The following is a 15,378-nucleotide window of genomic DNA, read 5'->3' on the forward strand; positions in this document are numbered from 1 at the left end:
CCCTGCTGCGCCTTCTCGCTCTCCCGCTGGTCGCCTTGGGCTGGAGGCTATTGAAGCGAGACGTCGTCTACGTAGACGTTCCCCTGCAAGTACCAACCATGCACATAGATAGTGACGGTGGTTGTTGAGGCGCCCGTAGTGAAGGAAACGGAAAGCAGCGTATAGCTACTGCTGCTGGTCCAGTTGCTCGCTCCCCCGCTGATGCCCAGGTAGGCATAGGGGCCATTCACATAAGCCTTCAGCGTATACGTATGGTTCGGCTGAACGCTGATTGTCTGGGTGCACTGACCGGTCGTCGAACTGGTTGGAGCCAGTCGCAGAGCGTAAGAGCCGCTATGAACAGGTGAGGAAACGACCGAACTGCCAGCATCGCAGGTCCAGGGTGCCAGTGAGCCGCTCTCGAAGCCAGGGTTTGCGACCAGATTCCCGCTGGCTGGGGGAGAGGTCGGGGTCGGGCTGGGAGTAGGGGTAGCCGTTGGCGCAGAGGTGGGTGTCGGTGTTGGCGTAGGCGTACTGGTCGGCTTGGGAGTCGCGGTCGCGGTCGGCGCTGGTGTGGGTGTTGGCGTCGGACCAGGGTTCGGGCTGCCCCCTAAACCATTGACGATGGCATTCAGCAATGTATCGGCGGAGTCCTCGTCTTCCAGGGAGAACATCATGGCGCCAGCCAGGCCCTTGTTTTTGAGATAAGTCGTTTTCGCGGCAATCGACTGCGGCGTGTCGCCTGTGTAAAAATTGGTGCCGTCGTAGATCCAGGAAGCCTGAGTCGTCGGATCGAAGAAGTTCACACTCGCGTTGCTGGTCAGACCGGCGGCGGCCAGCTCCTTGTAGAAGGCGATACCTGGGGTCTGGCTGTAGGAGAAGGATGGTGAAGCGCCGGTAGCGGACTGGTAGAGGCCATGCGTGCTGCCGGCGGCTACGCCTGTCCAGCCGCGGTAGTAGAAGGGGAAACCCATCACCAGTTTGCTGGCAGGGAAGCCACCAGGAATACTGTAGGCCGAGAGACCGCTTATCCAGGCCTGAATGGAGGTATCAATACTATACTTGGCCTGGCCGGGAGGGATAGAGGCCGAAGGATCTTGTGGGGAGGTATAGAGCGGGTCCTGGAAATTCGTTGGGCCGCTGCTTTCCCAGGCGCCGTGCATATCGTAGGTCATGACATCGGCGTAATCCAGATAATTCCCGATCTGATCGGTCTGGATCTGCATGATCTTATCCTGTCCCGAAGGAACAGCCGCGGTCAGCATAAAATGCTTGCCGATGCTTGCCCCATAGGCATCAAGCTCGCTACGGAACTCCTGGAGCAGGAGCGTGAAATTCGCTTTGTCCTGGGGGCCATAGTGGTTGCCGACATGCCCGAGGACGCCGGGATATTCCCAGTCAATATCGAAGCCGTCGAAGATTCCAGCAGCGGCAGCAGGGCCGCCCGATGGGTCACCGCCAATGCCGGTGGGCAGATTGCCCTTGATGAACATGTTGATGCAGGAGCTAACGAACTTCTGGCGCGAGGAGGCCGTTGCAGCCACATCGGAGAAGTACTTCGAATAGGTCCAGCCTCCGATGGAAAGCAAGATCTTCAAGTTGGGATATTTGGCCTTCAGCTCGCGGAGCTGATTGAAGTTGCCCTTAATCGGCTGGCTGTAGGAGTCCGAGCTGCCGTCGACGGAGTTCGTGCTGCTATAGCTCTTCTGATAGTCGGCAAAAGCATCGCCTGCCCCATCTCCGGCATTGGGGTTGTTCTCATTGCTGGAGTCAGAGGCCTTGATCGCCTCGAAGCAGGTCAGGTTTGTGGGGTCGATGTTCTCGAAAGCATAGATAATCGTGGTAAGACGCGAGGCGGCTCCCGATGTATCAACGGTCGAGGGATAGTAAGCATTCCCGTAGATGCTCCACTGGTCAAAGTAGGCGATTTTCTGGTAGCTTGGAGCACTGGCCGCCTGGGTGGAAGCCGTAATCGGAGCGCTCGATGCCGAGGTGTTACCGTCCTTGTCGTAAGCCTGAACAGTGAAGGTGTAGCTCGTCGAGGGTAGCAGCGAGCTGATCGTCACTGCCGTCCCCATCGAGGTGGCAACGATGTTACTGCCGTTATAGACGTAGTAGGCCGGTACATCACCAGTGCCGGAGTTGTCAGTTGAAGGCGACCAGGACAGGGTAATCGATTGCGCTCCGGTAGCAACCACATGGACATTGGTCGGTGTAGTAATCGCTGTGGCACCCCGTACCTGGAGCGGGTGGGTGTAGAGTAGAGCGGCCAGGCCCGAGCAGAGTAGAGCCACCGCTATTCCAAGCTTGAAGAGTCTTTCCTGTCGTCTCATGGTTTCTCCTTGCTAACATTCCTTGCTAGCAGTTTCGGCTGTGAGATCCTGACAAAGGCGCGCGGCAGCCGACCCACCGCGCGCTGAGCGTCGAATATGCTGGTCGAGGTAGGGCTGGACACGCTGCCTGCAAGCGAGCAGCGCAGCCCGCTGGCCACTCTCTCCTCCTTTCTCCTTTTCTCAGACTCAGGGAGAGCAGTGCCTGCCTTCTGCCTATGAAGGCCCGGGCAAATCTCTCGCAGTGTTCAGGCGCTCTTTCGGCGGAAGCAGCTGAGACCTTGTCTTCCATCACTGATATCTCCACGTCGCTTGTCGACAGAGAGGCAAGACTGCTACCTGGTATGAAGAGGTCCCGGCAGGCCCCAGAAGCCGGTTGATCTCCTCTCCTTTTATCGAGTGTACCCATTCATGGTGTATATGTCAAGATGTATAGACCAGATAGGTTGGAGGGGAAGGGCGTAGCGGAGTGAAGAGTTAGCGTGTTGAAGGGGCTGTCTCTTGGGGGATGGAGGCGGGGTGAGGAGCTTGGAGGCGGCTAACGCGCAGCAAGGCGACGAGCAAATCGCCGACGGCGGGCAAAGGATCGGTCAAAGAAAAGACAGAGAAGGTTGTGGGGCCGAGCAGTGAGCGGAGGTAAGCGAGAGGGCTGGTGAGGCCGGCGCGTATCTCCTGGATGCCGGCGGGCAGGTCGGTCAAAAGGCGCAGCCAGCGGACGCCATAGCGGGTAGGGCCGGGAGGGGGGGGGGTCTGACCGGTGGCCTGGCAATACTGCAGATAGGGCAGGTCGAGGCCGCAAGCCACGCAGAGCGTGTGCCAGCCCCAGGGGCGCAGATTGATATCGAGCAGCTTATAGAGGCCATCGCGAGGATCGAGCTTAAACTCGACCTCGACCATGCCACTTGTGCCCATGAAGTGGAGCAGCTTCTCGGCCAGAGGGTAGAGAGCTGGGACCTCGACGGCCTCGACAAAGCTAGAGCCGAGGCCATAGTCGATGGGATATTGCCGCCGGCGGCGGGCGGTCAACGCATAGAGGAGCTGGCCGTCCTCACAGAAAGCGCCCAGCGAATATTGAAACTGGCCTCCACCGGGGATAAGCTCCTGAAGCAAGATCTCATCGGTATCCAGGACTGTGCGGGCCTGGCGGTAGGCGCTAAGCAGCTCGGCGTAGTTCCTGGCTTCCAGAGCCTTCAGGCGCAACGTATACTGCAGATGGACCGAGATGGCCGGCTTCACGATCACAGGAAACTGGAGATCGAGGCTGGCGAGGGCCTGCTCATCGGCGGGATACCAGGTACGTGGGGCGGGGATAGCCAGTTTCTGGGCCATGCGATAAGTCAGGCGTTTATCGAGGGCCCAGCGAGCCACCTCCCAGGGAGGCGTGGTGAGCCGGTAAAGGCCAGCCAGTTCCGTATAGTGGCGGCTGATCAGCTCGACGGCCTCATCCTGCATCGGGAAGAGGACCGCACCCTGCAGGTTGCTGGCGGGGCCAGACGAGAGCAAGAATGTCAGCAGTGCCTCATCGCCGAGGGAGCCGGACCAGCGAATGCGCTGGCGCGTATAGCGTGAGAACCAGGCTGAGCGCGGTACGGCATCGAGCACCGTGCACGCGATGCCCCAGCGGCCCAAGCGGCGAGCAACTCCCAGAGCTTTGAAATCGCTTCCCAGGATCAAGGCAGGGGGGAGCCTCTTCTCTCCCCCCTCAACAGATCTACCAGGCATCAGCGTACCTACCGACCTAGAATAGCGCGTCGACCAGCTTCAAAAACAGGCAAGGTGCTAAGCCGAAGCTAGACGAAGCGGCGGTCGCGCTGGACGCAGCGCAAGATCTGGCGAGCGGGAATTTTCGCCCCGGCCACGAAGCGGCAAATCGGCCCGAAGCTGTGGTTAGCCAGCGCGCCAGCAAAGTGGAGGCGGGGGACCGACGACTCGAACCACTCATTGAGCACCGGATAGCCATCCCGTGCCAGAATCTGCGTCCGCAGCGCCTCGTCAAGGTAAGTCAGCTTATGGATATTCGGACGATAGCCAGTCCCCAAGAACAGGTGATCGACCAGGCGTGTCCTTCCGTCACTCAGCGTCAGCTCCAGGCGCTCGCCGCGGGGAACGGCCTTCACGACCTCTGCCGTATCTGTGACACGGACATGGCCCTCTACCCGTGGGCGCAGCCACTCTGCTCCTGCTGGCCGGACCGCGCGACGGTCGAGAGCATAGCGCGTCTTCTCTGGGAAGAGGCGGAAGATCAGTGGCGAGGCGACCAGCCAGTTGAGGCCCGGGGGCCCGACATCGCTGGGGGGATAGAAGATGCGGCGAGCGGGACCAGTGCGGTGGTAGAGCGCGCGGTTAATCCAGATCACGGGACCGCGAGCGATCAGCTCCACGCTGGCACCGGCCTCGTGGAGCAGGGCAGCGCACTCCAGGGCGCTCTGGCCCCGTCCAACCACAGCGACCTCGCGGTTCGCAAAGTTGGAGAAATCGCGATGGACCTGCGTATGGGAAGCCAGCTCGGGCGGCAGGTGGCGAGCGAACTCAGGCACGTAGCAGAACGGGGCAATCCCGCTAGCGACCACAACGCGCCTTGCCTTTAGAGAGCGGCCATCTGCCAGCTCAATCACGAATGTTTCGCCATCGCGGGCCAGCCTGGTGATATACGTCGGGTCTACGTCTGGAACTGCCTGGCGCTGAAACCAGCAGCAATAGTTTAGAAAGAGCGTGATCGGCAGCGGCTCCTGACGCGGCGTGCCAGTAGCGGTGCAATAGCTATCCAGGCTATAGCGGCCATCTGGATCGAAGAGCGTCGAAGCGCTCCAGACTGACTTCAGGTGAAAGCCAGTGGGCATTTGCTGCCAAAATTCCATTGTGCGACCAAAGACCAGGGTGGCCTGGTTGCGCCCCTTGAGATAAGCGCCAATCGAAAGCCCATATGGTCCGGCGCCGATGACAACTGTGGTGTCGTTGCTCACGCAAGCACCCTCCCTCTCTCGCAGCTGATCATTGCAGGTCACTCCGATGGGTGACCTGCTGGCGAGCGCGATCTTACTGTCTCTGACAGCATACTGCCCGGGCGTTGGGAAGCGATGTTTCTTCTGGTAAAGAAGATGTCGTGGTGGTAGAGAGGGTTATGCGAATTGGTAGAGATAGCCAGAGGCCCTCTCTCGATTGCGAATATGCACTGGCTGGCCTCTTCAGGAACACATTCTTGACCGGAAGGTCAACCGTTCCGCGATCAGCAGGCGCTATGCTTACTGACTGAGCAGGTCCTTTGGTGAAGCAGCAATACCAATGAAGGGGTTGTGGAGAGTCCTATGCAGAGCGTCTGCTCTCCAGAAGATGTTTGGCTGCAATGGCGACGGAACCGGAAGGAGTATCTGCTCGGAGGGGCCAGTGTCTCTGCCCGTAGCGCTGGCAGACAACGCCGAGCGAGAGAGGTGCCTAGATGAAGCTATTGGCGGTGATCCCCTACCTGCCTGCTCCAACCTGGGGAGGTGGAGCGCGCAGCTTCTATGTCTTAAAGGCTCTGGCGAGCAAGTACTCTGTTTCGCTAATCGCGCTGAGTCATGGAGAGGAGTCGCAGGAGACTGCAAGCTGGGGGCCGCTGTTAGAGCGGTTGCAGAGCGTTGACCTGGTCTCGTCCTCTACCTCACGCTGGAGACGCTGGCGGCAGGCGCTGAACGTAGTGCGGGGAAGGTCAAGCGCCATCGCTGAGCGTTGTCCGCCTGGTTTGCAGGCCGCGCTTGATCGCGCTTTGGCCACGGACAACTATCAGGCGATCTATGTCGATGGTGCGCTGACCGCTGCTGGTCTGCGCCTGCCTGCCTCTCTGCCTCTGTTTATTCTGCAGCACAACCTTGAGTACGAGCTGCTCTATCGCACCTATCTCGCTGAGAAGGGCTGGTTGCGCAGGTGGTATAACAGGCGTGAGTATCGCTTGGTCAAACCACGCGAGCTGGCGTGCTGTCAGCGAGCGGCAGCTGTCTTAGTGGCGAGCGAGCGCGAGCGCCAGCTCTTGCAGGAACTGCTCCCGCAGGCTCGTGTTGGCGTCGTCCCCAACGGCGTAGATCTCTCCTTCTTTGCCCCCACCCATATGGGTGAGGAGGAGGAGGGGCGACGGATCGTCTTCACCGGTTCGCTGGACTATTATCCCAATGAGCAAGCTGTTCTCAGCTTTGCGCGCCAGTGCTGGCCGCTCATCCGCGAGCGAGTACCTGGCGCTGAGTGGTGGATTGTGGGGCGCAATCCGCCTCGCTCGGTACAGCGTCTGGCCAGGCTGCCAGGGGTAACGGTCACTGGTACGGTGCCCGATGTACGCCCCTATCTGGCAGGGGCCAGCGTTGTGGTAGTTCCCTTACTCATCGGCAGCGGAACGCGCCTCAAAATTCTAGAAGCGCTGGCAATGAGCAAGGCAGTGGTCTCGACGACGTTAGGAGCGGAGGGCCTGGCTGTGACCTCTGATCGCCATTTGTTGCTCGCTGATACCCCTGAAGACTTCGTAAAAGCGGTTGTCTTACTCTTCGAGGATACCAGGCGCCGGCGGGCCCTGGCGGAGGCTGGCAGGCGATTGGTGGAGCAAGCCTATTCGTGGGAGAGCTGCGAAGAGCGCCTGGCGGCCCTCCTCGCTGAGGAGGAGCTTCTGGGAAGGAAACCGCTCTTCCGTGGCTCCTTTCTCTAGCCAGATAGCAAGACCTGGAAGCAATGGCCTTCGTGCATCGCGCGCTTGCTGGTGGCTGGATGCTTGGCCAAAGGGCGCTTGGACCCTCTTACTGACTGGTGGCAGGAGGGGTGGTAGTAAAGGTAGCTGGTAGCTACCAGGCTAGCACGGGCTAGGAGCAGTGATGATGACACAGGCAACGCTCTCTCTTTCACAGACATGGTCGCCGGCCCTGGCACAGGAGGCCAGCGAGACCTTCTATCTCATGCCTGAGTGGTTAGAGTTGATCAGCCGTCTCTATGGCTATCAACTGCTGCCTCTGGGACTGCGCAATGAGGCTGGCCAACTCTGCGGCTTTTTGCCGCTCTGTCTCGTGCAGAACCGCCCAGGGAGCCGGCGGTTAGTGGCCTTCCCATTTTCGGATTACTGCCCGCTACTGGCTGACAGTGCTGCGCATGCTCAGATCCTGCTCGATCAGGCTCTAGCGCTGGCCGCGGAGCAGAAGGCGGACTGCTTGGAGCTACGCTGTGGTCCCAATGAATTGCTGCAGGCGGAGAGCCACTTTGTAACCAGCGATCTCTACGTGCGTTGGCTGCTCCCGCTCGCGCAGGATGCTCAAAAGGTCTGGTCCCAGTTGCGGAAGCCAGTACAGCGCCAAGTGCGCAAAGCGGCCCAGTTGGGGGTCCAGGTGCGGCTGGCAGCGCGCCGCGAAGAGATGCTGAGCTATTATCAGCTCCATCTGCGCACGCGCTGTAAGAAACACGGATTGCCTGCTCAGCCACGGCGTTTCTTCCTGGAGCTGTGGGAGACTTTTGCGCCCAGCGGACGATTACGGCTATGGTTGGCGGAGTATGAGGGGCAGCCGATTGCTGGGATGATCTTCCTGGCGGCGGGTGGAACACTGCGTTATGCCTATGGGGCGTCACACGAGCGCTACCTGCATCTGGCGCCCAATAACCTGTTGATGTGGCAGGCGATTGAACAGGCATGCAAAGAGGGATTCAAGGTGTTGGACCTTGGGCGCACGGCCTGTGCGAATCAGGGTTTGATGGAGTTTAAGCGTCGCTGGGGAGCTGAGAAAGTGCCGCTACCCTATTATTATTATCCGCGCCAGGCGGGTCCAGTCAGTACCTCTGAGGAGAGCCGCGCCTATCGTCTCTTGACAAGTTGCTGGCGATTGCTGCCTCTCCAGGTGAGCGGGCCCCTCGGAGGGCTGCTTTATCGTTATCTGGGATAAGCGAGCAGGAAGCGACAGGGTGGCTACCTAGGCCAGCCCAGGCCGATAGATCGGCAGGGTGCTGGCCTCCTTCCTGGATCGATCAAGTGAAGACAGGTGAGAGAGGCAAACAGAGGAGCCAGGAGATGGATTGAGCAAGGCCTTTCACCGTCCAGCTCCTCTGCCTGCCCGACTGATGTTGAGTGTTCTCGGCTGGCTTTGTGGTCATGGCGCGAGCGCTCTCGCAGCGCTTGTGATCAACGAGCCGCGGCGCTCATTGGACGAGAGGATCATCGCGTGCTTGACCAGCTGGTAAGCGACAGGCAGGGAGGCGATGCCAGCAGTGACAAGCGTCCCATGCCGGATGAGCCTGGCACTTAGCTGGAGGCTCGCTGTGCGTGCTCGGATGAGCTAGCTGGGGCCTCGGCCTTCTCGGGGTGACGTACCAGCGTGTAGCCTACCCCCGGTACGGTGAGAATGTAGCGCGGATTGGCCGGGTCCGGCTCGATTTTCTGTCGGAGATGGTGGATATGGGCCTTGATCAGACTGGCATCGCCGTCGTTCCCAAAACCCCAGATGTGGGCCACAATCTGGCCCGCTGTACAGACGTTATTGGCGTTGATTCCTAGCAGATGCAGTAGCTTGCTCTCGGTGGGTGTGAGATGCACCGTTTTGCCAAAGATGCGCGCCTCGTTGTGAAGAGAGTCGATGGAGAGAGGGCCAACGGTGATGACGGCGGGAGGACGTAAGAGAAGGGTTGAACGCCCACGCCGACTGACAGCTCGGATGCGTGCCAGCAGCTGAGCCGGGAAGAAAGGCTTGCGCAGGTAATCGTCTGCGCCCCCCTCCAGACACTGGATCTCATTGTGTACGTCCTGCTCTTGAGAGATGACTAGCACAAGGGCATCGTGCCGCGTACGCATCTCGCGGCACAGAGCGAGAGCATCGGTGTCTTTGAGTGCCGTGTCCAGAAGGACCAGGTCTGGTTTGTGCTCTTCCCACTCACGACGCGCCTGCTCACCAGAATACGCGCGTCGCACCTCGTGTCCCAGTGTCTTTAACCAGCCTGTCAACATTTCAACAAGATCACGGTCTTCATCAATAATAAGCAATTTCATCAAAATACCCCGTTCTCATAGCTGCCGATACTCTACCGGATTTCGTATAGTAGAAGATTTTGCCTTCCCGGGAACACTCAACTCTCTAGTATTAAAACACAATGACCTGCAGATTTACAACTCCTCAATTGAAGTATTCTGAAAAGCATGAACTTGTCAATAATTACTGCTCATCCCATACTTGAGGTCCCTCAAATGAGGTATGAGAGGCAGCCTGAGTGCGATTGCTGGCTCCAAGCTTTCGCAGAATGTGCTGAACATGCTTCCCTACCGTGTAAGGGGAGATCGACAGGCGGGCCGCGATCTGCTTATTGCTCAGGCCGAGTCGCAGGAGGCGAAGGATCTTCTGCTCCTGCGCGGTGAGATGAGGCCGGACAGCTGGCCTGCGGGGTTCTGTGGAAGCTTGCTCGGAGCGGAGATGAAGCTGATCAGCCTGAGTCTGCTCCGGGGTGAGGGCCGGGCCTGTGGTGGCGATGGTTGCGGACAGGGTGGCGGCCAGGCGGTAGCACTCCCAGATCAGCAGGCGGATAGCAGCGCTAGCTACCTGGGGGGCCAGGGCCAGCTCGCCCCTGCGCAGTCCTTCCAGGCAGGCGAGCACCTGGTGGCCAGGGGTGTCCTTCGTCAGGTAGCCGCTGGCACCGTTGAGCAAGGCACGCAGGAGTAAGTCATCGTTGATGCTGGAAGCGAGCAGGACCACATGAGGAGGAGAAGGCATTTCACTCAGGCGGCGTGTCAGTTCGATGCAATCTCCGTCAGCTATCGTACAGTCGATGAGAACCGTATCCACGGCGGTCGTCGCTACAGTCTCTAGCAGAGCGGCGCAAGAATTCACCTCCGTCAGCACTTCGAACCCCTCGCTAGTTGCCAGCAGGCTGTGCAGCCCGCGGCAGAAGATATCAGCTTCATGTGCGATGACTACGCGCTGAGTCCTCCTGTAAGAAGGCAACTGCTGTCTGTCTTGAGACGGCATACGCTCATCCTTTTCCTCATGGCTCTAGTCAGTGCCATTTCGTTAACCCCCTAAGTATGGACGTAGTAGATCGAAGTTTTTTACAGATGAAGTAGCTGGTGAGTATTCTTGCTGACTTAAGGACTGAGAGCACCAGACGATACCAACGTGTGGCACTTTCCCAGGTGTTACCTGCTAGAACGCTGGCCCGGGACAGGAAAGAGGCTCCTGCCGTGCTCTGGCGCATCTTGGGGCAGGTTATCTGGGCCTGGTTCTATCCTCTCCCCCCTATCGCCGTTGCTCCACTCTGCTTCAGGGGCCTTCCCTATGCTCTCCTGGGGCTGGGCCTGTCTGTTATGGCGAGGGGCGGCTGGCGCGGGCAACCTCGACGATGCGGAGGAAGAAGTCCTGGATGGTTACCGAATCGATATCGCTGCTGATGGCCAGGGCGGCGCGATAGTGGGCGGGCCAGGGAGCAAAGGAGAGCAGGGGGGCTGACAGCGCTTCGAGCCGGGCGACGAGCTGGCGGCGCTGCTCCCGCTGCTCCCTGGGAGAAGCTCCCAGGCCGGCGGGCAGATCCAGAAATAGGCTGTAGCTGGTCGCCTCCTCGGGGCTGGCGCGAGTCACAGCGTAGCCCTGCTCCTGGAGAAAGGCCATGACTGCTGGCGGAGTCGCTGGCGAGAGGGCTATGGCAGGGCAGCGTTCGGCCTCCACAAGCCACTCTTGTTGTTGTAGTTCTCCTGGGACCCTTTGACCGTCGGTGGCTGCACTGGAGCGAGCGAGCACCGTGAGCTGACGGGTCTTGACGTAGGCGCGTGGTGAGCTGAGCAGGCGAACCTGCCAGCGTTGAGGGCCGGCGGGATTGATGTCGAAGCGGAAATGGCAGCGCTCACGCCACCAGCGAGCGATCTCCTCCAGACGGGCGATCCAGACCGGTTCTGGCTGGCTGGTGGCGTAGTCGAGCAGGCCACGGAGCGCAGCCTGGCAGAGCAAGCCACGCTCCGGGTGAAGATTGAGGACATACAGACCACCCAGGGTGTAGACGTGGGCCATGACCTCGGACCAGATAGCGGCGATGCGTTCTGGATCAGTGATGCGCAGGCGGTCGAAGAGCATTTCATCATCGGGGATGCTGGTGGGCAGGCGTACTAATGCCCCCTCGCAATGTGGGCGCAAGTCATAGATGCTCGGAGGCACTGCCTGAAACAAGCGTAGGGATTTCTCGTAGCCGCTGCGCAGCAGAGGCGAGAGGGTTGTCAGATCGATCACATCGTGAATGACTGCCTCGTTGCTTTCATAGGTGAAACCCAGCGAAGCGAAGATCTCCAGAGCCTCCTCAGTCCAGCCAAGGTAAGGGTTGCGGAAGCCGGCAAAGGAGATCTGACTGTGGCTGAAGACGGCGATGGCCAGCTGGGTCTGACGCTCCTGCTCCTGGCGGGTCAAGGTGCGATAATCGTTGTGGACGTAGCCGTGAATCCCGATTTCGGCGCCGCTGGCAGCGATTCGGCGTAGTAAGGGAACGTGGCGGCGCAGCACCACGGCGGGGATAAAGAAGGTTGGATAAGCCCCATACAGGCGCAGCGTTGTCACCAGGGCTTGGAGGGCCTGGGCAGTGCGCTGCTCTGTCAGGCCAAAGCGAGCGAAGACCGTCCATAGGCGGCGCAGGAAATTATGCGGGCCCTTCGTGCGCAGAGAAAAGGCGACCAGATTCATGGCAGCTGTCTTTCCTTCTCTGATTCAAAGCGTTTCTCTCAGGAGAGTCTGGCAAGATCTCTGCTGTGCTGTTCTGACCTAGCTGGCGGGGCTGATCGCTGTCAGGGGCTGATGGGCTTGGCCTTCCAGTTCTTGCTGAGCTGCGGCCAGAATGCGAACGACCTCCAGTCCGACCAGGCCATTCGCTCGTGGTTGCCTGCCTGTGCGGATCGCCTCGGCGAAGTCCTCGCACTCCAGGCGGAGCGGCTCAATCCAGTCGATATGAGGAATGGTAATTTCGCCGTTGCGGTAGGAAACGATTGGATCGGCATGGACATCGGCCCCTTTGTTATAGATCTTCAGCATCTCTGCGGGGTTAGTATCATCATAGACTGCCATACGCTGGTCTCCGATGACCGTGACCCGGCGGATCTTGCAAGGATGGAGCCAGCTCACATGAATATGGGCCGTCATGCCGCTGGCAAAAGTCAGATCGAGGTGAGCGATATCGGGAATACGCGGCTGGATATGGGCATGGGCCTGCACGCGCACCGACGCCGGCTTCTCACCGAGCAAGTAGAGCAAAATGGAGATATCATGAGGGGCGAGATCCCAGATAACGTTAGTATCCTGGCGGAAGAGTCCCAGATTCACGCGGATCGCCTCGAAGCAATAGATCCTGCCCAGGTCATTATTGCGGATCAATTTGCGCAGCTCGTTGACTGCCGGGCTGTACTCAAAGGTATGGCCAACCATCAAGATGCGCTGTCGCTCCTGAGCCAGATTGACCAGTTCCTCGGCCTCGACTACGCTCGCGGTCAACGGCTTTTCGACCAGCACATGTTTATCGTGTTGTAGGGCGGCGCGGGCAAAGGCGTAGTGCGTGCTCACTGGGGTGGCAACGACGACGGCGTCTACGTCGGAGCGATAGACCTCCTCAACGGAGGTGGTGAAACGGGCCCGAGGATGATGGCGCAGAGCGGGCGAGAACTGGCAGGCGGGATTGCTATCGGCAATCAAGGTGACGCTTGCATACGGAAGCGATTCAAGGTTGCGTGCCAGCCTGGGACCCCAATAGCCCCAGCCAATGATGGCGAAGCGCAGTGTGTCCATAACAGTCTACCTCTTCCATTCCATAAGCCATAGCTCTGGCCAATGACGATCAATCAACAGGTGGACCAGGCAGGATTGCCTTTGCTAGCAGGATGGTGAGACTGCGCACGAGCCGGCAGCCTGTCACCGGCTTGCGCGCCAGATAAACAAAGGTCCGGCTCGCTGCTCTGTTGGTCCAGAACGTCCTGGGTCACCACAGAGCAGGGAAGCTCGACAGAGGCCAGCAGACCGACTGAGGACAGCTGACCAGCTGGCCCCGCCGCTGGGCCTGGCCACGGACAGTGTGAACAGCCTAGCGATCAACGACGGGTGCGCACAGCGTCAGACTTTTGTTGATTGTCTCCACCACGTAAGTCAGCTGCTCTTCCGTGAGCTCGGGATACATTGGCAGCGAAACAATACGAGCAGCGCAGGCCTCGGTCTGGGGGAAGGACCCGCGTTGATAGCCGAGATAGGCGCAGGCTGGCTGCAAATGCAAAGGAATCGGATAGTGGATACCGGTACTAATGCCTGCCTGCTCCAGCAAGTGACGGAATTGATCACGCTGTTCAACCTGGATCACATAGTAGCAATAGACATGGGTAGCCCAGGCCCTCGTCACTGGCAAGACTACCGCTGCCGTGCGCAGCTGCTCGCTATAGAAGCGAGCGTGAGACTGGCGGGCTGCGTTCCAACGTTCCAGATAGCGCAGCTTTGTGAGCAGCACAGCGGCCTGCAGCTCATCGAGGCGGGCATTGCTGCCCAACAGTTCATGGTGATAGCGAACACGCGAGCCGTGATCGCGCAGCATGCGCAGGCGCTCCGCCAGCCTGGCGTCGTTGGTGACGCAGATGCCGGCCTCGCCGTAGGCGCCCAGATTTTTACTGTAGTAGAGACTGAAGCAGCCAACGTCGCCCAGGCTACCAACGCGGCGGCCCTGGTAAGTGGCACCGTGGGCCTGCGAAGCATCTTCGATGACGCGCAACCCGGCGTGCTGCGCGATAGCCAGCAGCGGCTCCATTTCAGCCGGATGGCCATAGAGGTGCACGGGCAATAGCGCGCGCGTGCGAGGTGTCAACGCGGCACCGACCTGCGCGGGATCGAGCGTATACGTTTGGGGGTCGATGTCCACAAAGACCGGCCTGGCTCCGACCTGGGCGATCGCCTCGATGGTAGCGATAAACGTATTGGCTACGGTGATCACCTCATCGCCGGGGCCAATGTCACAGGCCCGCAGCGCCAGCGCCAGGGCATCGGTGCCCGATGAGACGCCGATGCCGTAGCGGCAGCCGCAATAGGCAGCGAAAGCCTCCTCGAAGGCGCGGGTACGTGGCCCAATGAATAACTCCATGTCGGCCAGGACCTCATTCAGAGCGGCCTGGACCTCCTCTTTGATTGTCTGATACTGTGCCTGCAGGTCCACGAGTGGTATGCGCATAGAAAGCCAGCCTCCTGCAAGAGCCGTGGTGGCAGCTACCAAAGCGAGCGAACTGAAAAGTGGGGTGCTTGCCGCCGCTGGGAGAGGTGGCTACCCAGCTCTTTTCAAGAAGCACAATAGCACCCACCGGTTTTGGCCCGATGCTTATGCGGGTTGAAATGCGGTGATGCCGAGGGGCCGCACCGGCTATCGTCTGGCTTTAAAAGTGAAGAGGAAGGCGCGACAAAGTGCTGAACTGACGAGGATGCAGAAAATAGGCGGGAGGTATAGAAAGGCTCGGGCGGCGTTGATCGCGCTCAAGGCGCCTGATTGCCAGGCGCAGTGAGGATGGAGGAGCGAGTACAGGGAAGACGGTGCAGGAAGTGATCTCCTCGAGCAAGGCATAAAAAGCGGCATTGCCCGGGCGAGCCAGGGCCACCGTAACCACGCCCTGAGCGAGGCCAATCACCAGACACTGGTAGCGTCTGGCCACGGACTGAGGCAGCCAACCACGGTAGCGCAGTGGGATATACCTCAGCGAAGAGAGGCGTGGGAGAGGTCCCTGGCGAACGAGATAGGCCATCTCTTTCAGTGTCCCCATGCTGGCAACGCTCTCTTTTGCGCATAATGGAGTGCCACTAGCCAATTGCCTGGCTATGTACTCCTCTCGCCCCTGCTGCGTGACCTCCCGACCTACATAGTTATGCTGATCATGCCTGGCTGATGGGCTATACATGCCAGAGGCATCCTGTTACGAAGCTTCTTGTGAAACGGCGGACGTGGTAGCGAGTTCCTGCATTTTCACTCCAAGTGTAGTTTGCAGTTGTGCTGATGAGATGTTGATTTGGAAAAAGATATGGTGTTGTCTCATCCAGTTATGTAAAGACTCCGTTGTTTCGAAGATGGCAGTGTGCAGGACTGGCGAAGGCGGCCAGTG

The 15,378-nt window shown here is 59.5% G+C and carries 11 protein-coding genes; 2 read left to right on the forward strand and 9 right to left on the reverse strand.

The genetic code is table 11. The features are described 5' to 3' along the window. Window positions 1–47: 47 nt before the first annotated feature. From N688_RS07820 to N688_RS07830, 3 genes are all read right to left on the reverse strand, one after another. On the reverse strand, window positions 48–2,312 hold the full coding sequence (locus tag N688_RS07820) for a glycosyl hydrolase family 18 protein (RefSeq protein WP_052888761.1): 2,265 nt from the start codon (window positions 2,310–2,312) through the stop codon (window positions 48–50). 474 nt (window positions 2,313–2,786) lie between these two features. Beyond that, complete coding sequence (locus tag N688_RS07825; protein ID WP_156025343.1) at window positions 2,787–4,031, reverse strand: carboxylate--amine ligase; 1,245 nt, start codon at window positions 4,029–4,031, stop codon at window positions 2,787–2,789. Between the two features lie 68 nt (window positions 4,032–4,099). Then, a complete protein-coding gene (locus N688_RS07830) occupies window positions 4,100–5,272 on the reverse strand; it encodes an FAD-dependent oxidoreductase (RefSeq protein WP_052888763.1) in 1,173 nt (390 codons plus the stop codon). A gap of 473 nt (window positions 5,273–5,745) precedes the next feature. On the opposite strand from N688_RS07830, the gene N688_RS07835 reads away from it, so the two are divergent. Further along, window positions 5,746–6,978: a glycosyltransferase gene (locus tag N688_RS07835; protein WP_052888764.1), complete on the forward strand. Its 1,233-nt coding sequence runs from the start codon at window positions 5,746–5,748 to the stop codon at window positions 6,976–6,978. Between the two features lie 163 nt (window positions 6,979–7,141). Then, window positions 7,142–8,194 carry a lipid II:glycine glycyltransferase FemX gene (locus tag N688_RS07840; protein WP_052888765.1) on the forward strand — a complete coding sequence of 351 codons (1,053 nt, stop codon included), beginning with the start codon at window positions 7,142–7,144 and terminating at the stop codon, window positions 8,192–8,194. 356 nt (window positions 8,195–8,550) lie between these two features. Here the strand turns inward: N688_RS07840 and N688_RS07845 are convergent, their stop codons facing one another. The 6 genes from N688_RS07845 to N688_RS07870 form a co-directional block, all read right to left on the reverse strand. Beyond that, complete coding sequence (locus N688_RS07845) at window positions 8,551–9,291, reverse strand: response regulator transcription factor (RefSeq protein ID WP_052888766.1); 741 nt, start codon at window positions 9,289–9,291, stop codon at window positions 8,551–8,553. Between the two features lie 163 nt (window positions 9,292–9,454). After that, window positions 9,455–10,261: a LuxR C-terminal-related transcriptional regulator gene (locus N688_RS07850; protein ID WP_052888767.1), complete on the reverse strand. Its 807-nt coding sequence runs from the start codon at window positions 10,259–10,261 to the stop codon at window positions 9,455–9,457. A 333-nt stretch (window positions 10,262–10,594) separates the two neighbouring features. After that, the gene (locus N688_RS07855) at window positions 10,595–11,953 is read right to left on the reverse strand and encodes a polysaccharide deacetylase family protein (RefSeq protein ID WP_052888768.1); all 1,359 of its coding nucleotides are present in this window, start codon (window positions 11,951–11,953) and stop codon (window positions 10,595–10,597) included. Window positions 11,954–12,031: 78 nt separating this feature from the next. Then, window positions 12,032–13,045, reverse strand: a complete 1,014-nt coding sequence (locus tag N688_RS07860; RefSeq protein WP_052888769.1) for a Gfo/Idh/MocA family protein — start codon at window positions 13,043–13,045, stop codon at window positions 12,032–12,034. A 292-nt stretch (window positions 13,046–13,337) separates the two neighbouring features. Then, window positions 13,338–14,462: a DegT/DnrJ/EryC1/StrS family aminotransferase gene (locus N688_RS07865; RefSeq protein ID WP_052888770.1), complete on the reverse strand. Its 1,125-nt coding sequence runs from the start codon at window positions 14,460–14,462 to the stop codon at window positions 13,338–13,340. A 199-nt stretch (window positions 14,463–14,661) separates the two neighbouring features. After that, complete coding sequence (locus tag N688_RS07870) at window positions 14,662–15,042, reverse strand: GspE/PulE/PilB domain-containing protein (RefSeq protein ID WP_052888771.1); 381 nt, start codon at window positions 15,040–15,042, stop codon at window positions 14,662–14,664. Between the last annotated feature and the right edge of the window lie 336 nt (window positions 15,043–15,378).

The organism is Thermogemmatispora carboxidivorans (assembly GCF_000702505.1).
GTDB classification, from domain to species: Bacteria; Chloroflexota; Ktedonobacteria; order Ktedonobacterales; family Ktedonobacteraceae; genus Thermogemmatispora; species Thermogemmatispora carboxidivorans.

Coding starts and splice junctions, on each gene's coding strand:
- N688_RS07820 (WP_052888761.1), bottom strand. CDS start 2,312: ATGAGACGACAGGAAAGACTCTTCAAGCTTGGAATAGCGGTGGCTCTA.
- N688_RS07825 (WP_156025343.1), bottom strand. CDS start 4,031: ATGCCTGGTAGATCTGTTGAGGGGGGAGAGAAGAGGCTCCCCCCTGCC.
- N688_RS07835 (WP_052888764.1), top strand. CDS start 5,746: ATGAAGCTATTGGCGGTGATCCCCTACCTGCCTGCTCCAACCTGGGGA.
- N688_RS07840 (WP_052888765.1), top strand. CDS start 7,142: ATGATGACACAGGCAACGCTCTCTCTTTCACAGACATGGTCGCCGGCC.
- N688_RS07845 (WP_052888766.1), bottom strand. CDS start 9,291: ATGAAATTGCTTATTATTGATGAAGACCGTGATCTTGTTGAAATGTTG.
- N688_RS07850 (WP_052888767.1), bottom strand. CDS start 10,261: ATGCCGTCTCAAGACAGACAGCAGTTGCCTTCTTACAGGAGGACTCAG.
- N688_RS07855 (WP_052888768.1), bottom strand. CDS start 11,953: ATGAATCTGGTCGCCTTTTCTCTGCGCACGAAGGGCCCGCATAATTTC.
- N688_RS07860 (WP_052888769.1), bottom strand. CDS start 13,045: ATGGACACACTGCGCTTCGCCATCATTGGCTGGGGCTATTGGGGTCCC.
- N688_RS07865 (WP_052888770.1), bottom strand. CDS start 14,462: ATGCGCATACCACTCGTGGACCTGCAGGCACAGTATCAGACAATCAAA.
- N688_RS07870 (WP_052888771.1), bottom strand. CDS start 15,042: ATGGGGACACTGAAAGAGATGGCCTATCTCGTTCGCCAGGGACCTCTC.